This is a genomic window from Rhizobium binae (assembly GCF_017357225.1).
Taxonomy (GTDB): Bacteria; Pseudomonadota; Alphaproteobacteria; order Rhizobiales; family Rhizobiaceae; genus Rhizobium; species Rhizobium binae.
On sequence record NZ_CP071604.1, the window covers coordinates 1746375 to 1767924 of the forward strand.

Annotated in this window: 21 protein-coding genes and 4 tRNA genes; 17 read left to right on the forward strand and 8 right to left on the reverse strand. The window is 60.7% G+C overall.

Annotated features, from left to right (window positions below):
- Positions 1–214: 214 nt before the first annotated feature.
- The gene (locus J2J99_RS08420) at positions 215–3103 is read right to left on the reverse strand and encodes an Rne/Rng family ribonuclease (protein WP_168294686.1); all 2889 of its coding nucleotides are present in this window, start codon (positions 3101–3103) and stop codon (positions 215–217) included.
- Between the two features lie 622 nt (positions 3104–3725).
- Here J2J99_RS08420 and J2J99_RS08425 point away from each other — a divergent pair.
- The 3 genes from J2J99_RS08425 to prfB all read left to right on the forward strand — a co-directional run bounded on the left by J2J99_RS08425 (position 3726) and on the right by prfB (position 9101).
- Positions 3726–5000, forward strand: a complete 1275-nt coding sequence (locus J2J99_RS08425) for an N-acetylmuramoyl-L-alanine amidase (protein WP_168294687.1) — start codon at positions 3726–3728, stop codon at positions 4998–5000.
- A gap of 409 nt (positions 5001–5409) precedes the next feature.
- Complete coding sequence (locus tag J2J99_RS08430; protein ID WP_168294688.1) at positions 5410–7869, forward strand: penicillin-binding protein 1A; 2460 nt, start codon at positions 5410–5412, stop codon at positions 7867–7869.
- Positions 7870–7969: 100 nt separating this feature from the next.
- A protein-coding gene (gene prfB / locus J2J99_RS08435) for a peptide chain release factor 2 (protein WP_168294689.1) occupies positions 7970–9101 on the forward strand; the annotation gives its coding sequence in 2 pieces (ribosomal slippage) (positions 7970–8038 and positions 8040–9101; 1131 coding nt in all).
- A 55-nt stretch (positions 9102–9156) separates the two neighbouring features.
- Here the strand turns inward: prfB and J2J99_RS08440 are convergent.
- From J2J99_RS08440 to J2J99_RS08450, 3 genes are read right to left on the reverse strand one after another with little or no spacing between them, the layout of a single operon-like run.
- Positions 9157–10176 (reverse strand): alpha/beta hydrolase family protein, encoded by a 1020-nt coding sequence (locus tag J2J99_RS08440; RefSeq protein WP_168294690.1) that lies wholly within the window; start codon positions 10174–10176, stop codon positions 9157–9159.
- Between the two features lie 32 nt (positions 10177–10208).
- Entirely contained in the window at positions 10209–10712 is a 504-nt protein-coding gene (locus J2J99_RS08445; protein ID WP_168294691.1) for a hypothetical protein, read from the reverse strand.
- Positions 10713–10716: 4 nt separating this feature from the next.
- Positions 10717–11490, reverse strand: a complete 774-nt coding sequence (locus tag J2J99_RS08450) for an NAD kinase (RefSeq protein WP_004674871.1) — start codon at positions 11488–11490, stop codon at positions 10717–10719.
- Positions 11491–11646: 156 nt separating this feature from the next.
- On the opposite strand from J2J99_RS08450, the gene J2J99_RS08455 reads away from it, so the two are divergent.
- Positions 11647–11722, forward strand: a tRNA-Thr gene (locus J2J99_RS08455).
- Between the two features lie 111 nt (positions 11723–11833).
- Positions 11834–12163, forward strand: a complete 330-nt coding sequence (locus J2J99_RS08460) for a hypothetical protein (protein ID WP_168294716.1) — start codon at positions 11834–11836, stop codon at positions 12161–12163.
- Between the two features lie 30 nt (positions 12164–12193).
- Here J2J99_RS08460 and J2J99_RS08465 read toward each other — a convergent pair whose 3' ends face one another.
- From J2J99_RS08465 to rlmB, 4 genes are all read right to left on the reverse strand, one after another.
- On the reverse strand, positions 12194–12331 hold the full coding sequence (locus J2J99_RS08465) for a hypothetical protein (RefSeq protein ID WP_168294692.1): 138 nt from the start codon (positions 12329–12331) through the stop codon (positions 12194–12196).
- Positions 12332–12393: 62 nt separating this feature from the next.
- The gene (locus J2J99_RS08470) at positions 12394–12549 is read right to left on the reverse strand and encodes a hypothetical protein (RefSeq protein ID WP_168294693.1); all 156 of its coding nucleotides are present in this window, start codon (positions 12547–12549) and stop codon (positions 12394–12396) included.
- 164 nt (positions 12550–12713) lie between these two features.
- Positions 12714–13415 carry an AprI/Inh family metalloprotease inhibitor gene (locus tag J2J99_RS08475; RefSeq protein WP_168294694.1) on the reverse strand — a complete coding sequence of 234 codons (702 nt, stop codon included), beginning with the start codon at positions 13413–13415 and terminating at the stop codon, positions 12714–12716.
- A 53-nt stretch (positions 13416–13468) separates the two neighbouring features.
- On the reverse strand, positions 13469–14359 hold the full coding sequence (rlmB, locus tag J2J99_RS08480; protein ID WP_168294695.1) for a 23S rRNA (guanosine(2251)-2'-O)-methyltransferase RlmB: 891 nt from the start codon (positions 14357–14359) through the stop codon (positions 13469–13471).
- Positions 14360–14561: 202 nt separating this feature from the next.
- On the opposite strand from rlmB, the gene J2J99_RS08485 reads away from it, so the two are divergent.
- The 12 genes from J2J99_RS08485 to rplL all read left to right on the forward strand — a co-directional run bounded on the left by J2J99_RS08485 (position 14562) and on the right by rplL (position 21448).
- A tRNA-Tyr gene (locus J2J99_RS08485) sits at positions 14562–14646 on the forward strand.
- Positions 14647–14670: 24 nt separating this feature from the next.
- Positions 14671–14744 (forward strand) — tRNA-Gly (locus J2J99_RS08490).
- 340 nt (positions 14745–15084) lie between these two features.
- Positions 15085–16260, forward strand: coding sequence for an elongation factor Tu (gene tuf, locus J2J99_RS08495; protein ID WP_207600958.1), 1176 nt, complete (start codon positions 15085–15087; stop codon positions 16258–16260).
- A gap of 205 nt (positions 16261–16465) precedes the next feature.
- Complete coding sequence (locus tag J2J99_RS34455) at positions 16466–16600, forward strand: hypothetical protein (protein ID WP_004669062.1); 135 nt, start codon at positions 16466–16468, stop codon at positions 16598–16600.
- 167 nt (positions 16601–16767) lie between these two features.
- Positions 16768–17661: an NAD-dependent epimerase/dehydratase family protein gene (locus J2J99_RS08500; RefSeq protein WP_168302224.1), complete on the forward strand. Its 894-nt coding sequence runs from the start codon at positions 16768–16770 to the stop codon at positions 17659–17661.
- Between the two features lie 168 nt (positions 17662–17829).
- Positions 17830–17905, forward strand: a tRNA-Trp gene (locus J2J99_RS08505).
- Between the two features lie 193 nt (positions 17906–18098).
- A complete protein-coding gene (gene secE, locus J2J99_RS08510) occupies positions 18099–18299 on the forward strand; it encodes a preprotein translocase subunit SecE (RefSeq protein ID WP_003573826.1) in 201 nt (66 codons plus the stop codon).
- 17 nt (positions 18300–18316) lie between these two features.
- A complete protein-coding gene (gene nusG, locus J2J99_RS08515; protein ID WP_004669067.1) occupies positions 18317–18847 on the forward strand; it encodes a transcription termination/antitermination protein NusG in 531 nt (176 codons plus the stop codon).
- A gap of 177 nt (positions 18848–19024) precedes the next feature.
- Positions 19025–19456, forward strand: a complete 432-nt coding sequence (rplK, locus tag J2J99_RS08520; RefSeq protein WP_003547518.1) for a 50S ribosomal protein L11 — start codon at positions 19025–19027, stop codon at positions 19454–19456.
- A 4-nt stretch (positions 19457–19460) separates the two neighbouring features.
- Complete coding sequence (rplA, locus tag J2J99_RS08525; protein ID WP_168302223.1) at positions 19461–20162, forward strand: 50S ribosomal protein L1; 702 nt, start codon at positions 19461–19463, stop codon at positions 20160–20162.
- A 328-nt stretch (positions 20163–20490) separates the two neighbouring features.
- A complete protein-coding gene (rplJ, locus tag J2J99_RS08530) occupies positions 20491–21009 on the forward strand; it encodes a 50S ribosomal protein L10 (protein ID WP_168302222.1) in 519 nt (172 codons plus the stop codon).
- Positions 21010–21067: 58 nt separating this feature from the next.
- Positions 21068–21448, forward strand: a complete 381-nt coding sequence (rplL, locus tag J2J99_RS08535) for a 50S ribosomal protein L7/L12 (protein ID WP_168302221.1) — start codon at positions 21068–21070, stop codon at positions 21446–21448.
- Positions 21449–21550: the final 102 nt, after the last annotated feature.

Genomic DNA, 21550 nt, shown 5'->3' on the forward strand with positions numbered 1-21550 from the left:
GCTTGGCTCGATTGGGGAGGGCGACCAGCTGCGTCGAGCAAGCCATCATCGATATCGATCGTCGATCGCATGACCATCCTGAGCCTGCCGATATCGTGAAGGCGCATGCCCAGACTCAGGGTTCAACTTTGCTAACTAAAGAAGCACCGCCATAAACAAAAATCCGGCCGCGTCGCCGCGGCCGGATTTGTCATTTACGTCCGAAAATCAGCGTTCAGAAGAAGCCACGGCGCTGCCACCAGCCGGCCTTCTTCGGCTTGCCGTCGTCGCTTTCGCCATTTTCGCTGCGAGTAGATTTCACCGTGGGCTCGGAGGAGGTGATGTTGGATTCGCGATTGGCGCGAACCGGCTTTGTCTCTTCCTGGGCGGGCGTTTGAAGGTCGGCGGAGGCTTCGGCCACCTCCGGCTCGACTTCGGCGGCGGGTGCTGCTTCTGCTTCTGCCGCAGGCTCCTCGACCGGCGATGGGGCGGGCTTGCGGCGGCCGCGGCCACGGGCGGGCTTCACGTCCTCGCTGACGACGGCAGCGCCTTCGACGGCAGCCGCTGCGGCCTGGTCTTCGCCGGCCTGTTCGGCAACCGTCTCGACAATTACAGCTTTGGCGGGAGCGACGTCATTCGAGCCATCATCCTCATCGCTGCCATTGCCTTCGCCGGCTTCACCAGCCGCCAACTCGGAGCCGTCCTCGGCGCGGTTGCGGCGACCGCCACGCTTGCCGCGACGACGGCGCTTGCGCCGCTGCGATTCCTCGCTCTCGGCACGGGCCTCGGGCGCAGCGGCGGTTGTTTCATCGCCTTCGGCGCCTTCGTCATCGCCGTCGTCGTCCTCGTCCTCGTCGCCGGCTTCGCCGGCAGCCGATACGGGCTGTTCGGCATTGCCGTTGCGGCCGCGGCGGCGCCTGCGGCGCTTGCGCTTGCGATTGCCGTCACCTTCACCTTCCGAGCGTGCCGTGGCGGAGCGTTCGGCCGCAGCCGGCTTTTCCTCGAGTTCCTCGTCTTCGTCCTCATCCGCCTCGATCACGATGTCGTCGTCTTCATCCTCGGGAATGGCCGCGAAGTTGAAGAGCGTTTCGATCTTGACGGGATTTTCGACGGCCTCGCCGCGATCGATGGCGAAATGCTGCGCGCCGACCGAACCGTCCGCGTCGATGACGATCGCCACGCCGAAGCGGCTCTCGTAATCGATGATCGTCTGGCGCTTGTGGTTGAGCAGGTAGAGCGCGATATCGGGGGTGGTCCGTACGGTAATGTTATGCGTTGTGTTCTTGAGCAGATACTCTTCGATCCCGCGCAGGACGTGCAGTGCGACCGAGGACTGCGAACGGACGTGGCCGGTGCCGGCGCAATGCGAGCAGACCTGCGTGGTCGATTCGAGAACCGAAGCGCGGATGCGCTGGCGCGACATTTCCAGCAGGCCGAAGTGCGAGATCCGGCCGACCTGGATGCGGGCACGGTCGTTCTTCAGGCATTCCTTCAGCTTCTTCTCGACGGCGCGGTTGTTGCGCTTCTCTTCCATGTCGATGAAGTCGATGACGATCAGGCCGGCGAGGTCGCGCAGGCGAAGCTGGCGGGCGATTTCTTCCGCCGCTTCGAGGTTCGTCTGCAGCGCCGTGTCCTCGATCGAGTGTTCGCGCGTCGAGCGGCCGGAGTTGACGTCGATCGAAACCAGCGCTTCCGTCTGGTTCATGATCAGATAGCCGCCGGAGCGCAGCGTCACCTGCGGCTGCAGCATGCGGTCGAGCTGGGCTTCGATGCCCGAACGCGAGAAGATCGGGTGGATGTCGCGATAGGGCTGGACAACCTTGGCATGGCTCGGCATCAGCATCTTCATGAAGTCTTTGGCTTCACGATAGCCGTCTTCGCCGGCAACGATGATCTCGCCGATGTCTTTGTTGTAGAGGTCGCGGATCGAGCGCTTGATCAGCGAGCCTTCCTCATAGACGAGGCAGGGCGCGGTGGAGGCGAGCGTCAGCGTGCGCACGTTCTCCCACAGGCGCATCAGATATTCGAAGTCGCGCTTGACCTCGACCTTGGTGCGGTTGGCGCCGGCGGTGCGCAGGATGACGCCCATGCCCTGCGGCACTTCGAGCATGCGCGCGATTTCCTTCAGGCGCTTGCGATCGGCAGGGTTGGTGATCTTGCGGGAAATGCCGCCGCCGCGCGCTGTATTCGGCATCAGCACGGAATAGCGGCCGGCGAGCGAGAGATAGGTGGTCAGCGCCGCGCCCTTGTTGCCGCGCTCTTCCTTGGCGACCTGCACCAGCAGGATCTGCCGGCGCTTGATGACTTCCTGGATGCGGTACTGCTTGCGCGGCTTGCGCTGCACGCGGTCCGGCACTTCTTCCATCGCGTCTTCGGCGCCGACGGATTCGATGACTTCTTCTTCGCCGTGATCGTCATCGTCATCGTCGTCATCGTGACGACGCTTGCTGGTGTCGACGTCCTCGGAGATCGAGTCGGTTTCCACCATCGCGGCCATCGCGCCGCCGGTCGAGCCATCATCCTCATTGTCGACGCTCGAAGCGCCTTCGGCTTCGACATCCGTGGGAACGGCGTCCTCGGTCGCGGTCGTTTCAACAGCCGCTTCGGTGACCTTCTTGCGGCTGCGGCGCGGCCGTGCCTTCTTGGCCGGCGCTTCCTCGGCGGTCTCGGGCGCTGCCTCAGCGGCGTCGGCAACCGCGGCGGGCGCAGTCTCGTCGGCTACGGCAACCGGTGCCCGTGCTTCCGTGGGCACGATGCCGACATCCGGCTGGTCCTGGGTCGAAAGGTCGACCATCGGCGCAGTTTCGACATGCTCGACATCTTCGTCGCGGCGATGCTCTTCGGCCTCGGCCCGAAGCAGCGCCTGCCGGTCGGCGAGCGGTATCTGGTAATAGTCGGGGTGGATTTCGGCGAAGGCCAGGAAGCCGTGCCGGTTGCCGCCGTAATCGACGAAGGCGGCCTGCAGCGAGGGTTCAACCCTCGTTACCTTTGCGAGATAGATGTTGCCGCGGATCTGCTTCTTGTGCTGCGACTCGAAGTCAAATTCTTCTATGCGGTTTCCGCGAACGACAACGACGCGCGTCTCTTCCTCGTGAGACGCATCGATAAGCATTTTGTCTGCCATGTAAGCTGTGCTCCTCGGCGTGGCCGCGAGAGCGCATTCCCGACTGCTGTAGAAACAGAAAGAATGCGGTCCACCGTGGCCGCGCCGGATAATGAAAGTCGCGCCTGGCGCGAAGAGGAGAGCAGCAGCCAGACCGCAGCCGGAACCGTTTCGGTCCGGGGCCTGTACACTTCAGATAAAACCTGCTGCGAAACCATCAACAACCAAGCGTGATCGACAAATACGAAGACCCTTCTCGGGTCCGATGAGGTTGCTCCCTGAGAGCGTGGTGGCTGATCCACCAATGAAGTTCCGACCAGAAGCCGGAAAATCAGGATCCAGTTCTCGGGTTGAAGCGCATGAGACGGCGGACGATGACCGATCTGGCGCCAGGTCCAGATCTGGCTGGCAGCCCTTGCGGCGACTCTATCCCGTCAACACTTCTACCCTAAAATGCGTTGTATGTTTTCTCTGTCACAATAGCAAGGGAAAAGCCAAATGTGCCATAATATTGATGGATTTCGAACCGCATAGAAGCTGGGGACAAGCGATTGCGATTCGGCAGGCAGCAAAGGCGTTCGCTCTCGGCGTCCGCATTGGCCATGTCGGGTCAATCGCGCGATAGATAGGATGTGGCGGTTTATTGTTTAAGAGGGCTCGGATCGCGGCGCAGTCCGCAACGCGGCGATCGACATTCGTAAAGCGGGTCATGGCGGCGGTGCTGGTGGCCGGTTTTATTCTGCCTGATGTCGCGGGTTCGGCCGAGACGAAGGATCCGCTGCTTGCCTATGGCGCGCGCATCATCGGTGATGACGCCCGAACACGTATTGTCATCGATTTCGACCGCGAGCCGCGGTTCGCCGTTCACTATATCTCCAATCCTGAGCGCATCGTCGTCGACCTGCCGGCGACCGCTTTTGGCTTTCCGGGCAAGGATCTGGCCGCCCGCGGGCTCTTCAAAGACATCCGCTACGGCAAGATGGATGAGGAGAGTGCCCGCATTGTGCTGACGGCGGCAAGGCCGGCGAAGCTTTCCCTCGCCAAGGTGCAGGCCGACGAGGCCGGCAAGGGGCATCGGCTGGTGCTTGAGGCCGAGATGATCGACAAGCAGGCCTTTGCCGAATTGGTCAAGACGCAATCATGGGGCGACCGGAGCTGGAACGATCGGGACGCCGCGGCCCAGACGACGAGCGCGGTTCCCGCAGCCGCGAAAACCGCCCCCGGAGATTTCGTCATCGCTGTGGACGCCGGCCATGGCGGCATCGATACCGGCGCGATCGGCGTCGATACCAAGACCGAAGAAAAGCAGGTGACGCTCGCCTTCGCCAAGGCTCTGGCCGACCGGCTGAACAAGGAGACGGGCATCAAGGCCTTCCTGACGCGCAACGATGATGAGTTCCTATCGCTTTCCCAGCGCGTGCTGATTGCCCGTCAGAACCATGCCGGCCTGTTTATTTCGCTGCATGCCGACACGCTGAAGCAGAAGGATATCCGCGGCGCGACCGTCTATACGATTTCGGATAAGGCCTCCGACAAGCTCGCCGCCGACCTTGCCGAACGCGAGAACCTCTCCGACCAGATCGCCGGCAAAGAGACGGTCGCCGAGCCTCCCGAAGTCGCCGACATCCTGCTCGACCTGACGCGGCGCGAGACGCAGGCCTTCTCGATTTCGTTGGCCGAGAGCGTGCTGAATTCCTTCAAGGATCAGGTCGGCACCATCAACAATCCGCACCGCCATGCCGGCTTCCGCGTGCTGCAGGCCCCCGACGTGCCGTCGATCCTGCTCGAGCTTGGATTTCTCTCTAATGCCGAGGATGAGAAACTACTGCTCGATGAGAGCTGGCGTGGCAAGATGGCCGATCTGCTAACCGACGCCGTGAAGCGGTATCGCAGCGGCGTCGTTGCAAATGGCGGTTGATGCGTTCAGCCGTTGAAAGTGTTACAGTGACCTTGCGTCTCTGAGCGACGCGCTACCCTGTCGGGCGCCGGCCGATTGATTGGGGTCGATAGCCATAAAAACAAAGAGTTGAGTGTGCCGCTTGAATCAATTTCGCAGGAATGCGCTGCGGATGGGCGGCGGGCAAGGGCGTTGCTTGGATGTGACAGTCCCGATGAAACGGCGCTGCAGCGGTGAATGCGGCGGGAGGGCCCTATTTTGCTCACATTCACGCCGTTACTCGGACTTATGTTTCCCAGCCTGAAGCGCGGAATCGGCTTGTGGCGGTAGCGCTCATGGAGTAAGCCGCGCGTAACGTGCAAATTGCCTTGATCTGTGCAATCGTTGCGTCTGCGCCGATTGACGATCGAAGAGACCGGTAGCTGAAAATATGGTTAGACTTCTTGGATATTTCTTCGGAATGGCCTGCGTCCTGTTTCTGGTCGCGGCGGCGGGTATTGCCATCTATCTCGCCAATGTCGCGAAAGATCTTCCGGACTATGCCGTTCTGAACAGCTACGCGCCGCCGGTGACGACCCGCGTCCATGCCGGCAACGGCGCTCTGATGGCTGAATATGCCAAGGAAAAGCGTCTCTTCCTGCCGATCCAGGCCATCCCCGACCGCGTCAAGGCTGCTTTTCTGTCGGCCGAAGACAAGAATTTCTACAACCATCCGGGCGTCGACCTGACCGGCCTCGGCCGGGCAATCCTCGTCAATCTGCAGAATTTCGGTTCCGGCCGCCGCCCGGTCGGCGCCTCCACCATCACCCAGCAGGTGGCCAAGAACTTCCTTTTGAGCTCGGATCAGACGATCGACCGCAAGATCAAGGAAGCAATTCTCTCCTTCCGCATCGAGCAGGCCTACAGCAAAGACAAGATTCTCGAGCTCTACCTGAACGAGATTTTTTTCGGCATGAATTCCTACGGCATCGCTGGCGCCGCGCTCACCTATTTCAACAAGTCCGTTACCGAATTGACCGTTGCCGAAGCCGCCTATCTGGCTTCACTGCCGAAAGGTCCGGCCAATTACCATCCTTTCCGCCATCCGGAAGCAGCGCTCGAGCGCCGCAACTGGGTAATCGACCGCATGGTCGAGAACGGCTATGTCAGCCAGAGCGACGGCGCCGAAGCCAAGAAGCAGCCGCTCGGCGTGACCGCCCGCAGCACGGGTCCGTCGCTCTTTGCTTCCGACTATTTCGCCGAAGCCGTGCGCCGCCAGCTGATCGATCAATATGGCGAGAAGGTCCTCTATGAGGGTGGCCTTTCGGTACGCACCTCGCTCGATCCGCAGCTGCAGCTTGCTGCCCGCAAGGCGCTGCAGGATGGTCTCGTGACTTATGATGAACGCCGCGGTTTCCATGGGCCCATCAAGCAGATCGATGCAGGCGGTGACTGGGGCAAGGCGCTTGCCGATATTCCCGCCATGTCCGACGTGCCGGAATGGCGCCTCGCCGTCGTGCTCGCCGCATCGGATAGCAATGTCGACATCGGGCTGCAGCCGGCCAAGGACGGCAGCGGCAAGGTCGCGACCGACCGCCAACGCGGCACGATAGACGCCAAAAACATGCAATGGGCCTATCGCTCGGCGGACGGCTCCCGCAAGACCGCAAAGTCGCCGGCGGGCGTCCTGAGCCCGGGCGACGTTGTCTATGTCGAGAAGCTTGGCGACGAGGCATCGACTTCGTACCGCCTGCGACAGCCGCCGAAGGTGCAGGGCGGTCTGGTCGCCATGGATCCGAAGACCGGCCGTGTGCTCGCCATGGTTGGCGGCTTCTCCTATTCACAGTCCGAATTCAACCGCGCCACCCAGGCGATGCGCCAGCCGGGCTCCTCCTTCAAGCCCTTCGTCTACGCAGCGGCGATGGACAATGGCTATACGCCCGCCTCCGTCATCATGGACGCGCCGATCGAGATCGTCTCGGGCGGCCAGGTCTGGAAGCCGGAGAACTACGGCGGCGAAGTCGGCGGCCCGTCGACGCTGCGCTCGGGCATCGAGCATTCGCGCAACCTGATGACGGTGCGTCTGGCCAATGATCTCGGCATGAACATCGTTGCGGAATATGCCGAACGCTTCGGCATCTACGATCACATGCTGCCGGTGCTCTCCATGTCGCTCGGCGCCGGCGATACGACGGTGCTGCGCATGGTCTCGGCCTATTCGGTCATCGCCAATGGCGGCAAGCAGATCAAGCCGACCCTGATCGACCGTATCCAGGACCGTTACGGCAAGACGATCTTCAAGCATGAGGAGCGCCTGTGCGAGGGCTGCAATGCCGGCGACTGGCAGAACCAGGAAGAGCCGACTATCGTCGATAACCGCGAAACCGTTCTCGATCCAATGACCGCCTATCAGATCACTTCGATGATGCAGGGCGTCATCCAGCGCGGCACCGCCGCCGGCAAGATCGATCTCGGCGGTCGCGACGTCGCCGGAAAGACCGGCACGACCAATGACGAAAAGGATGCCTGGTTCGTCGGTTTCACGCCGGATCTGGTTGCCGGCCTCTATATGGGCTTCGATACGCCGGCCCCGCTCGGCCGTGGCGGTACGGGCGGCGGTCTCTCCGCTCCGATCTTCAACGAGTTCATGCAGGCCGCCGTCAAGGACACGCCGGAATCGAAATTCGTCATTCCCCCGGGCATGAACCTGATCCCGATCGATCGCAAGACCGGCATGGCCGCCGTCGACGGCGATCCGAACACCATCATCGAGGCCTTCAAGCCCGGCACCGGCCCGGCCGACAGCTTCTCCGTCATAGGCATGGACAGCACCATGGCGCCGGAGGAGATCCTGAAAACCTCGCCGCAGGCCAACCAGGCCGTCCAGACCGGCACACCCGGCCTGTTCTGACCGTCGTCGAATATTGAACGTCCGCCGCGGCTCTTTACATCCGCGGCGGGCGTCTCTATTCACCAGAATCTGAAGAAGACCGTTATAGAAAAGCAGGAAAATGCGAGCCGAAATCGAAAACGTGGTCGATGAAACCAAGCAGGCTATCACCCTGCTGAGGAGGCATCTTTGACTGGGACCAGGCGATAAGACGACTGGACTGGTTGAACAACAAGGCAGAGGATCCCAACCTCTGGAATGACGCCGCCGAAGCGCAGAAGCTGATGCGCGAGCGCCAGCAGCTCGATGATGGCATCAACGGCGTCCGGCAGCTCGAACAGCAGCTGAAAGACAATATCGAGCTGATCGAACTCGGCGAGGAAGAAGGCGACGGAGGAGTCGTCAAAGAGGCCGAGGACGCCTTGAAGGCCTTGAAGGCCGAGGCCTCGCGCCGCCAGGTGGAAGCGATGCTCTCCGGCGAGGCCGACGGCAACGACACCTATCTCGAAGTCCATTCCGGCGCCGGCGGCACCGAAAGCCAGGACTGGGCAAACATGCTGTTGCGCATGTACACCCGCTGGGCCGAACGCCAGCGCTTCAAGGTCGAGCTTCTCGAAGTTCACGACGGCGAAGAGGCGGGCATCAAATCCGCAACCCTGCTCATCAAGGGACACAATGCCTATGGCTGGCTGAAGACGGAATCGGGCGTGCATCGTCTGGTGCGCATCTCGCCTTACGACAGCAATGCGCGTCGCCATACGTCCTTCTCGTCGATCTGGGTCTATCCTGTCGTCGACGACTCGATCAATATCGAGATCAATGAAAGCGATTGCCGCATCGACACCTATCGGTCGTCGGGCGCTGGCGGTCAGCACGTCAACACGACCGACTCGGCCGTGCGCATCACCCATATACCGACCGGGATTGTCGTTGCCTGCCAGCAGGAGCGTTCGCAGCACAAGAACCGCGCCAAGGCCTGGGAAATGCTGCGTGCCCGCATGTACGAAGCCGAGTTGAAGAAGCGGGAAGAGGCTGCCAATGCCGAAGCCGCCTCCAAGACGGACATCGGCTGGGGCCATCAGATTCGCTCCTACGTGCTGCAGCCTTACCAGCTGGTCAAGGACCTGCGCACCGGCGTCGCCAGCACCGCTCCTGATGATGTGCTCGACGGCGACCTGAACGAATTCATGGAAGCAGCCCTGGCCCACCGCATCAGCGGCGCCGCCGACGCCGTCGTCGAGGATGTCGACTGACGGGCAGCTGCGAGATCGAATGACGAGAAAGCCCCGGAGACGGGGCTTTCTTCGTTTAGGCGATGGCGCGGATGTCGCCGTCCTGAAACAGCGCCGCCGACAGATCGGCTGCCTCGTCATGAATGGCTGCGCGCTCGATGTCAGGGGGATCGGTGAAAAGCTCGGCCGCAAAGGCAAAGCCCAATCCCGTGCCCTCCGGTACGAAGACATAATGCCCGAGGCCGCCGCCGAAGATCTTCAGCGCGCTGCGCGCCAGCCGTGCATGCAGCCATGCAGAACATTCTTCGGCCGGTGCCGCCCTGTCGGCATCGCCGACCAGGATAAGAGCGGGTGCCACGACGGTTTTCAGACTTTCATCGCTGAAACCGAAAATGGAGCGACCCGGCGCGCAGAGGAGCGCGGCCTTGATCCTGTCGTCTCGATAGGATCGCGACATGCGGGCCCATGACTGGCGAAACACATCGCTCTCACGCAGCAGCGAGGGGATATGATCGGCAAGGTCGGGAAATTCCATTGGGCCACGCGGACGACCCGGCTTCACCCTTGATGGTTCGAACTGCGAGAACTGGGCGACGGCGCCGAGAAGCAGCGTGACGCCATAGGCTCCGGCCGAAAATCCGGCCGCAAACGCACGGGCAGTATCGATCCGGCCGGCGAGATCGCCGAGCCAGTCGCGACTGCGGTCAAGCATCAGGCTTAGGTCCGGCGCCCGTTCCCAGAGACAGGCAAATCCTTCTGCTCGGTAGGGCTGGATGCCGGTATTGCCGTGATGGTTGGCGCCGAGCGCCACAAATCCGCGCTCGACCAGGCGCCGCGCCAGCCATTCCAGCCCCGCCGCGGATCCGCCGGTGCCGTGCGACAACAGGACGAGGGGATAAGGCCTGCTTGCCGGCCGAATCGGCGCGTCGCGGGCGATTGCTGCCTTGCGAAACCAGCTTCGTTCCTGAATAGGGCTTACTCGCGCGTCATCGGCGGCCGGATACCACAGCGACCAACTGACCGGCCTCGGGCCGGATGCGTCCCAGTCCGGTCTCTGGTCGTCGTAAAGAACGCCGTCGCGAAAGCCGAGTTTCATCTTCTACGCCTGTGCAAACAGCGCTCGGCTGTTCAATTGGTCGCTTTCTCGATGGTGATGTCACCGAATTCGTCGATTAGCACTGTCCAGCCATCCGGCTCGGCCGCCGGGTCGATTTTCAGATAGATGGTGGCGAAAAGGCCGGGCTGCTTGCTGATGCCGCTCGAATTCTCCGGGCGTATATCGGTCACGTAGGGCTTCAGGTCGCTGATCTCCTGCAGCTCGACGGTCGAGGCGATCGCCGGGCCGGTCTCCGTCTGGGCAACCTGCTGAAGATAGACTTTCGAGGTCCGATCCGGCTGACGCACGGCAAAAAGCTTATAATAGCCATGGCGCTTTCCCTGAGGGACGGAAACGCTCCCGGCAGCGGTGGGCGCCCGCTCGATATCAGGTGCGTTGCCGTCGTTCTCCCAGTAGCCGGTGCTGGTCGCGAAAATCACCGAAGCCGGCAGGATGGCGTCCTGAGCGGGAGCGGCGATGGCGGCCGAGCATCCGACGAGGAAAATCGTGGTCATAAATGTCAGGCGCATTGCCATCGTCTCAATCCTTGAACTGCTCGGCGAGAATACGGTCGGACCAGGAGCGGTCGGGATCGGAGAGGATGCGCGCCGTCATATGCTCCGACTGGGCGATGCGGACATGCAGCACCGATTTGACCTCGGTATTGTCGGCCACCGCATTCACCGGCCGCTTCACCGGCTCGAGCACGTCGATATCCACGGTCACCTTGTTCGGAAGCAGAGCCCCCCTCCAGCGCCGCGGCCTGAAAGCGCTGACCGGCGTCATGGCGAGCAGCGGCGCCTCGAGCGGCAGGATCGGGCCATGGGCGGAAAGATTATAGGCCGTCGATCCGGCTGGGGTGGCCACCATCAGCCCGTCGCAGATCAACTCCTCCAGTCGCACGTGCCCGTCGACCACGACTCTGAGATTGGCGGCCTGATAAGACTGGCGGAACAGATAGACCTCATTGATGGCAAGAGCCGTCGAATTGGTGCCGTCGGCATTGGCCGTCGTCATCTTCAGCGGCCGGAAGGCGTTTTCGACGGCGACGCAGATGCGCTCCTGAAGCCGCTCAGTGCTGTAATCGTTCATCAGGAAGCCGACAGATCCGCGATTCATCCCGTAGACCAGCTTGCCGGAGTTCATGGTGCTGTGCAGCGTCTGCAGCATAAACCCGTCGCCGCCGAGCGCGACGATAACGTCCGCCTTGTCCTGCGGCACGTCGCCATAGATGCGAATCAGCTCTTCGCGCGCGGCGAGCGCCTCCATCGACGGCGAGGCGATAAACGAAAGCGTCTGAAATGAACGGCCCATGCAATGCCCTTTGTGAAGCTGCTCTAGCTAAAGGATAAAAGGCCGTTGCGACAAGGCCGTTTTGTACGGCCCGGCGTTTTGGCGCCAAGCCGGACTGTCCGCAGGGATCGGATTTTCCTTTACAGGATCGCAGAATCTGTTAGTTGGGCAGCTATTGCCCTTGTAGCTCAGTTGGTAGAGCACCTGATTTGTAATCAGGGGGTCGCGGGTTCGAACCCTGCCGGGGGCACCATCCCTATTCTCCGCTATGCTGTCGCTCGATGAACCCTGCCTGAAGGGCCGCTTCAGCGGCAGTTCAGCCGCTCTGGGACATTGTCTCCTCATCATCAATGAGGACGCAGCCATGAAGCTCGCACACATTATTCTCACCGCAATAATTGCCGCCGGTGCGGCTTTCGCCGCCGTCGCACCTGCATCCGCCATGCCGGCCGACCGGCCGGCGATGACGGCACAGGGAGATATGGTCCAAATTCGCGACGGCTGGCGAGATAATCGTTGGCTTGATGACGGCGACTGGCATGCCGATCGTGGCTGGCGCGATGGGCGCGATTGGGGCCGCGCCGACTGGCGCGATGATGACCGCCGCTGGCGGCGGTGGCGTGCCGAGCGGTGGCAGGAACGCCGCGAGTGGCGCCGCGATCGCGATATTCCCTTCTGGCTTTATCGCGGCTGAGCGCGATCGCGCATCGCGCCGGCGGTCAACTCAATGAGCGGGCGGTTCCTTGACGCTTGCCTCGATCTTGTCGCCGTTGCCGGTCTGGCCTGCGCCGGACGGCGACAGGACTGCGATGCTGAGGACGGAGGCGACCATGAAGGCGACGACGGCGATCATTATGCGCATGAGCGTTCAATCCTCGTTCGGTTGGGGATTAACGCGCAATCGCCGTCCGCGTTCCTCTCGGCCTATTGCGGCCCCGGCGTCGCGGGGCCTGGCGCGGTCGGCGACAGAGGGTCAGGCTGGTGGACGGGATGCGAGGTATCCACCCAGATGATGCTGAGGATGATTCCCACAAAGGCCGCGATGAACAGCACACCGAAAATAAGCGGTCGAATGGCCATGATGGGATCGCTCCTTCTTGCTTGTGACCGGCCACGACGATCGATCGCCGCCCGATCATAGTGCTCCAGAAGGTCATTCTAAGGCAAAAGTGGATTTCTGCTATTCTAATGCATGTCGCCCGGAACTGTGCAGCAGTTCCGAGATATCGACATAAGACATAGAGCTAATGCGGGTCGCGGCGTATGAGTGAAAGCGGCTTGCCGCCTTCTTCCCGGGACTTGTCGAAATTGCCGTCGGCGCGCATCCGGAAGCCAACTGACGACCCGTCATGACTCATCAGCGTCAGACCGAAACCGTCGATACGCCAGATGGCGAGTTTCAGTCGGGCGACATTGGCGGTGCAGTCTCCGGAGGGTGACAACGGCGCATTGCCGTCCGCATTCGCAGTTCCTTCGAATGTCATGCTGCAAAGCTTTTCGCCCTCCGGTCTTTGCATCACCCATGTCCCGGCAAGGCTGCTGAAAGTCGGCAGGCGATCGATTCCGTCGGGAGCCGAGACCAGCAGGAGCGGCGTTTTGTCTTCGGTCTTCATCGGCGAGCCCTCATTCTCGACGAAACGGGCGATGACCCTGCGCGTTGGATCCATCATGATGAGGCCGCCATTGCCGTCGAAATTCCAGGAAGCGGCTTCGGCAAGCGCCGGCAGCGGCTTGGAACAGCTATCTTGGCCCGAGAGCGAATAACCGCCGATCGCCAGATCGGTTTCGAGCGTCAGCCGGCATCCGGCGCGTCCGTCTTCGGGCGCGACCAGAAAGGTTCCCGCTTGCGCCGTGAGAATATCGGGATCGATGTCCTGCGCGCCGGCCGGACCGCAGGCCAGCAGCGCGGCTGCCGGAATTGTGAGCCGAAGCATGAAACGAATCATGGCAATCCCCCTTTGCCGCGGCCCGTAAGCCGGCCTATGTCTTTAAGTCCAGCCTATGCCTTTAAGTAAAGCCGCGCCGCATAAAGCGCGATCGCCGCCGCGTTCGAAACGTTCAGCGATTTGATCGCGCCCGGCATGTCGAGGCGGGCAAGCGCGGTCACGGTCTCGCGTGTTTTCTGCCGGAGTCCCTTGCCCTCCGAGCCGAGCACCAGTGCCACCTTGTCGCCCGAAAACGTGCCTTCGAGCGGCGCCGGCCCTTCCGAATCGAGGCCGATGGTGGCGAAGCCGAGCTTGTGCAATTCGCCGAGCGCATCGGCGAGATTGGTGAGCTGTATATAAGGGATCAGTTCCAGAGCGCCGGAGGCGGATTTGGCCAGCACGCCGGATTCGGTTGGGCTATGTCTCTGGGTGGTAATCACCGCCCCGGCATTGAAGGCGACCGCCGAGCGCATGATCGCGCCGACATTGTGTGGATCGGTGACCTGGTCGAGCACCAGCAGGAGAGGGCTGTCCTTCAGCGCTTCGAGCCGGCGCATCGGCAGCGGTCGCGTCTCCAGCATGACCCCCTGATGGATCGCCTCGGGGCCGAGCACCTTGTCGATCTCGTGCGGCGAGACGATCTCGAAGGGAATGCTGAGCGTCTCGACGTCGATTTCAAGCCGCGCGAGCGCGTTCTGCGTCACGGAGAGTTTGATCTTCTTGCGCTCGGGATTGTCGAGCGCTGCGCGCACCGTATGCAGGCCATAGAGATAGACCTGGTCGGGCGCCAGCGCCGGCGGCTTCCAATCCTCGGCCCCACGCTTGCGCTTCTGCGGCTGAGGTGTCGGGATCTCGCCGCGTTCGCGCTTGGCGTCACGGTGCGCACGCCTGAGATTGGCGTAATGCGTATCCTTTGCGGATGGGTCTGCTGCGGATTTGCCGCCGGATTTCTTGTCTTTGCTCATGCGGCTTTATATCTATGGCGTTGGCCGCCGCATAGGCTTTCTTTCATATGCCGGCTTTCGGCGGCGAATGAAATTTTTTCGTGTTTTTTCCGTTGTCATCGTGTTGACAGACGGAAATGCTCCGGTCATATACGCGGCGCAGACGACGGGCGGCAACGCTTCGAAGTCTGACGAACTTGGTCTAACGATCCGGACGAAAACTGGAGAGATGCCCGAGTGGTTAAAGGGGACGGACTGTAAATCCGTTGGCTCAGCCTACGTTGGTTCAAATCCAACTCTCTCCACCATTCGTCATTGGATCGGACCATCCCGCGGGTATAGCTCAATGGTAGAGCAGCAGCCTTCCAAGCTGAATACGCGGGTTCGATTCCCGCTACCCGCTCCAGTCTCCCGTACAGTCAGCTGATACCATCGCGGCCACGATCGTTGCGAACCATGTTTGAGGCTCGGCTGGAAGCCCGCCGCTTATTGCCGTTGACGAGGGTGTCGATACCGCCGACTGCGCCTCATCCTCGATGAATCCGTCCGATTTTTCTCTTGGATTCTAGTGATTTTTGGAAGGGCTACGGCGAATCGCCTTGCTGGCGGCGAATTGTCTCCCATATGCGCTGTCACGCCAAGAATGGCGTCTGCAATTAAGTCTTGCGCAATTTCGCTGAAAGCCTTAAACGGCGGCACTAAACCGGTTCGCCGGGGCCACCATTTCGTTCACAGGAAGCATTCAAATGGCAAAGAGTAAGTTTGAGCGCAACAAGCCGCACGTCAACATTGGCACGATCGGCCACGTTGACCACGGCAAGACGTCTCTGACGGCAGCGATCACGAAGTACTTCGGTGAGTTCAAGGCGTACGACCAGATCGACGCGGCTCCGGAAGAGAAGGCGCGCGGCATCACGATCTCGACGGCGCACGTCGAATATGAGACGGCGAACCGCCACTACGCGCACGTCGACTGCCCCGGCCATGCCGACTACGTGAAGAACATGATCACCGGTGCTGCGCAGATGGACGGCGCGATCCTGGTTTGCTCGGCGGCCGACGGCCCGATGCCGCAGACGCGCGAGCATATCCTGCTGGCCCGCCAGGTCGGCGTTCCGGCGATCGTGGTGTTCCTGAACAAGGTCGACCAGGTTGACGACGCCGAACTGCTCGAGCTGGTTGAGCTCGAAGTTCGCGAACTGCTGTCGTCCTACGACTTCCCGGGCGATGACATTCCGGTCATCAAGGGTTCGGCGCTTGCTGCTCTTGAAGATAGCGACAAGAAGATCGGCGAAGACGCGATCCGCGAGCTGATGGCAGCGGTCGACTCCTACATCCCGACGCCTGAGCGTCCGATCGACCAGCCGTTCCTGATGCCGATCGAAGACGTGTTCTCGATCTCCGGCCGCGGCACGGTCGTGACCGGCCGCGTCGAGCGTGGCATTGTCAAGGTTGGCGAAGAAGTCGAGATCGTCGGCATCCGTCCGACCTCGAAGACGACGGTGACCGGCGTTGAAATGTTCCGCAAGCTGCTCGACCAGGGCCAGGCCGGCGACAACATCGGCGCACTGGTTCGCGGTGTGAACCGTGACGGCGTCGAGCGTGGCCAGATCCTGTGCAAGCCGGGTTCGGTCAAGCCGCACAAGAAGTTCATGGCAGAAGCCTACATCCTGACGAAGGAAGAGGGCGGCCGTCATACGCCGTTCTTCACCAACTATCGTCCGCAGTTCTACTTCCGCACGACGGACGTGACCGGCATCGTCACGCTGCCGGAAGGCACGGAAATGGTCATGCCGGGCGACAACGTCACGGTTGCCGTCGAGCTGATCGTTCCGATCGCGATGGAAGAAAAGCTGCGCTTCGCCATCCGCGAAGGCGGCCGCACCGTCGGCGCCGGTATCGTCGCCTCGATCGTCGAGTAATCCTGGGATTACCTGCAATTCAGGAAAAACCCCGCTGGCGACAGCGGGGTTTTTTCGTTTTGATGCCTGATCGACCGATTAACAGGTGTTGTAAAAATATCGTTAAACCGGCCCGTCACAGTATTTTGTTCATCTCACGTTCAGAAACCGGTTTGTGATTGGCTCATTTTAGTTCAGACTCCTCCTTGTAGAGAGGAGAGTTCGCATGATTCCAAAGGCCACATTTGTTGCGACGATATTCGCAATGTATGTTTTCACGATGTTTTTCATCGCTGCGATCCCGCAAGAAGTTGTTCAATCGGCCGGCGTGCAGGTCGACGAGGTCAGCGTCGTCAAGTGACGGCCCTGCAAATCATCGCCAGATTCGGCGGCGATTGGAAAGGAATGATCAGGCGCCTGACGCAGGCGGCCTGATGCGGCGGGGGTAAACTCTCGCACGACGCTCGCTTGCTCTTCGCGCGGAAGCGTCTAACTATGCCTCCGATCTCATGACGCGGAGGATATTCCATGAAAAAGCGGATCCTGTTCACAGGTGGTTCGGGCAAGGCGGGGCGTCATGCCGTGCCATGGCTTGTCAAATCAGGTTACGAAGTGCACAACCTCGATCTCGTGCCCTTGGACAGCCCCGGCGTCACCAATCTCATCGCCGATATCACCGATAGCGGCCAGGTCTTCAACGCCTTGTCGATGCATCGCGATTTGCCTGATCTCGATGCAGGCAGGGGCGTTCAGCCATTCGATGCGGTTGTGCATTTCGCTGCCATCCCCCGCATCTTGATCAAGCCCGACAACGAGACCTTTCGCATCAACACGATGGGCACCTACAATGTCATCGAGGCGGCGGTGAAGCTCGGCATCCGCAAGATCATCGTCGCTTCGAGCGAGACGACCTACGGTGTCTGTTTCGCCGAAGGCCATCGCGACTTCCACCAGTTCCCGCTGGAAGAGGATTACGACGTCAATCCGATGGATTCCTACGGCCTTTCCAAGGTAGTCAACGAAAAGACCGCGCGCGCCTTTGCCGAGCGTTCGGGCTTCGACATCTATGCGCTGCGCATCGGCAACGTCATTGAGCCGCACGAATATGAGAGGTTCCCGACTTATTTCGCCAATCCCGAGATGCGCAAGCGAATCGCCTGGAGTTATATCGACGCCCGCGACCTCGGCCAGATCTGCCATCTCTGCATCGAGAAGGACGGTCTCGGCTATCAGGTCTTCAATGCCGCCAACGATACGGTTTCGGCCAATACGCCGTCGAGGGAGCTGGCGAAGCAATTCTTCCCGAACGTACCCTTCACCCGCGAAATCGGCGAGTTTGAGGGGCTGCTTTCCAACCGCAAGATTCGCGAAGTGCTGGGCTTCAAGGAGGAGCACGACTGGCGGAAATATGTGAAGGTCTGAACGCTCGCAGGCTGCACGATGGAAAGGCCGGTTGCTCGCAAATGAGCAGAACGACTTTGAAAATCGAAAATCGTGCTTGCCAATCCGCCGCTGCCGTCTTAAAGGGAGCGCCATGCATTTCGGCAGCGATTTGCGGGCCTTGGCCCGAGCGCTGAAGGAGAGGCATGAAGGGGTATAGCTCAGTTGGTAGAGCGGCGGTCTCCAAAACCGCAGGTCGGGGGTTCGAGCCCCTCTGCCCCTGCCATCTTTCTCAAAACGGACAGCGCGGCCATGCTCGCGGCATTCCGGCCGGGGATTGATCGGTGGCAACTTATTTCGTTAAACTTCGGTTTCCCTCTTGTGTATTCGGAAATCGGTGTTTATTTAGGGTTCAACAGACACGCGGTGCGTGGGGCTGATAGTTTCAGCTTTACGCGCCGTAATTGCGTGGGCAGTCGATGGCATCCAAATCCAATCCATTCGCGTTTCTGCAGCAGGTTCGCTCCGAGACGTCCAAGGTCACATGGCCGTCGCGCCGCGAGACGATGATCTCGACGGTCATGGTGCTGGTGATGGTGGTTTTCGCCGCGCTGTTTTTCTTCGCCGCTGACCAGCTGATCGGCTGGGTTCTGAGCTTCGTGCTCAATACCGGCAACTGATACGGGTGGAGATGAAAATGGCGGCACGTTGGTACATCGTCCACGCGTATTCCAATTTTGAAAAGAAGGTGGCTGAGGACATCGAGAACAAAGCTCGCCAGAAGGGGCTTGAGCACCTGTTCGAAAAGATCCTCGTGCCGACCGAAAAGGTGGTAGAAGTGCGTCGCGGCCGCAAGGTCGACAGCGAGCGCAAGTTCTTCCCGGGTTATGTGCTTGTCCGCGCCAATCTGACGGATGAAGCCTACCACCTGATCAAGAATACGCCGAAGGTCACCGGCTTCCTCGGCTCCGACAATAAGCCCGTTCCGATTCCTGATTATGAAGCCGAGCGCATTCTCGGTCAGGTCCAGGAAGGCGTCGAGCGGCCGAAGGCGTCGATCACCTTCGAGATCGGCGAACAGGTCCGCGTTTCCGACGGCCCGTTCGCTTCGTTCAATGGCACGGTTCAGGATGTGGACGAAGAGCGTTCGCGCCTGAAGGTTGAAGTGTCGATCTTCGGTCGCGCAACGCCGGTCGAACTGGAATACGCTCAGGTCGAGAAGGTCTGATTGCAAGAGATTGGAAGCTGGTCCTTGCGGCCTGTTTCCCGCGGACCTTGTCCGCATCCGCGTGGAAGGTGAGGGGTCTTAGCCAGACCCTAATGATCCGCACCACGCAACCGCAGCCGCCGGAGAGATCCGGCATTACGGGCCGGGTGACCGGTCGTTCATGAAAGGCAGAGAGATATGGCTAAGAAAGTTGCAGGCCAGCTCAAGCTTCAGGTCAAGGCAGGATCGGCAAACCCGTCCCCGCCGATTGGTCCGGCGCTTGGTCAGCGTGGCATTAACATCATGGAATTCTGCAAGGCGTTCAATGCCGCCACGCAGGAAATGGAAAAGGGTATGCCGATTCCGGTCGTCATCACCTATTACCAGGACAAGTCCTTCACCTTCGCTATGAAGCAGCCTCCGGTCAGCTACTGGCTGAAGAAGGAAGCGAAGATCACGTCCGGTTCCAAGACGCCCGGCAAGGGCGCCAAGGCGGGCTCCCTCACTAAGGCTCAGATCAAGTCGATCGCAGAAGCCAAGATGAAGGATCTGAATGCAGCGGATATCGAAGGTGCAATGGCGATGATCGAGGGCTCTGCCCGCGCCATGGGCCTGGAAGTGGTGGGTTAAGATCATGGCTGGCAAGCGCACTCGCAAGATCAACGAAGGTGTTGATCCCACCAAGCTCTACGCTCTGACCCAGGCCATTGGCATGGTCAAGGAACGGGCTGTCGCCAAGTTCGACGAAACCATCGAAGTCTCGATGAACCTCGGCGTCGACCCGCGTCATGCGGACCAGATGGTTCGCGGCGTCGTCAACCTGCCGAACGGCACGGGCCGCACGGTTCGCGTCGCAGTCTTTGCTCGTGGCGCCAAGGCTGATGAAGCCAAGGCCGCCGGTGCCGATATCGTCGGCGCCGAAGACCTCGTCGAAATCGTCCAGGGCGGCAAGATCGAATTCGATCGCTGCATCGCCACCCCCGACATGATGCCGCTCGTCGGCCGTCTCGGTAAGGTTCTCGGCCCGCGCGGCATGATGCCGAACCCGAAGGTCGGCACCGTCACCATGGACGTCGCCGGAGCCGTCAAGGCTTCCAAGGGCGGCGCTGTCGAGTTCCGCGTCGAGAAGGCTGGTATCGTCCATGCCGGTATCGGCAAGGCCTCTTTCGACGCCAAGGCTCTGGAAGAAAACATCCGCGCCTTCGCCGACGCCGTCATCAAGGCAAAGCCGGCAGGCGCCAAGGGCAACTACGTCAAGCGCGTGGCGATTTCCTCGACCATGGGCCCGGGCGTCAAGATCGAAGTCGGCTCGGTCACCGCAGCACCGACTGCATAAGTTGATTGCCGGACCTCGGTCCGGTCACTGATTTTCCGGCCTCGCAAGAGGCCGGGATATTCCGGAGAAATCCGGAATCCTGTCCGAGATTGCAGGTGGTTTTCCCTTAATCACTTTGCCTGCATGAGACGGGTAAGACCCGAATTCATGAAGTTCGCTTCTAGAAACTCGGTTCGAGCCTTGGATGCCTTGTGCCTTCTCAGCCTTGATTGGCGCGGAAGCGCGGGGGGACAGGATCCTCAAGCGTCGCTTGGGATCTCGCATGATCCCGGGAGGCAAAAGGCAACCCGGCGGGCCCGGTTTCGGTCCCGCCAACTGGAGATAGGCAGTGGAAAGAGCGGAAAAACGCGAATTCGTCACGGAACTGAACGAAGTCTTCAAGGCTTCGGGCTCGGTTGTCGTGGCCCACTATGCTGGTGCCACAGTCGCACAGATGAACGATTTTCGTTCGAAGATGCGTGCAGCTGGCGGTACCGTCAAAGTCGCGAAGAACCGCCTGGCCAAAATTGCCCTTCAGGGTACGGAAGCGGAAGGGATGTCGAATCTCTTCAAGGGTCAGACGCTGATTGCATACAGCAACGATCCGATCACCGCTCCGAAGGTCGTCATGGATTTCGCCAAGACCAACGACAAGATCGTGGTCCTCGGCGGCGCCATGGGAACAACCACGCTCAACGCCGAAGCAGTCAAGTCGCTTGCGACCCTGCCTTCGCTTGATGAGCTGCGTGCGAAGCTGCTGGGCATGATCCAGACACCGGCTACCCGCATCGCTGGGGTTGTTGCCGCACCGGCAAGCCAGCTTGCCCGCGTGTTTTCGGCCTACGCCAAGAAGGACGAAGCCGCTTAAGGCGGTTTTTCGCTGTTTATAATCAACCGGTTCGAACCGAACAAAAGGAACTAGTAAAATGGCTGATCTCGCAAAGATCGTTGAAGACCTCTCCTCGCTGACCGTTCTGGAAGCTGCAGAACTGTCTAAGCTCCTCGAAGAAAAGTGGGGCGTTTCCGCTGCTGCTCCGGTAGCCGTTGCTGCCGCTGCCGGTGGTGCAGGTGCTGCTGCTCCGGTCGAGGAAGAAAAGACCGAGTTCGACGTCATCCTCACGGATGCCGGCGCCAACAAGATCAACGTCATCAAGGAAGTCCGCGCCATCACCGGCCTCGGCCTCAAGGAAGCCAAGGACCTCGTCGAAGGCGCTCCGAAGGCTGTCAAGGAAGGCGTTTCCAAGGCTGAAGCCGCTGACATCAAGAAGAAGCTCGAAGACGCTGGCGCCAAGGCCGACGTTAAGTAAGCTTGAACTGCTTTTGGGAGGTGGCGTTTGCTGCCTCCCATTTGCCGTTTTTCTGAACGAATTACCCAAAAGCCGCGTCAAAACGGCTTTTGGGTAATGGGT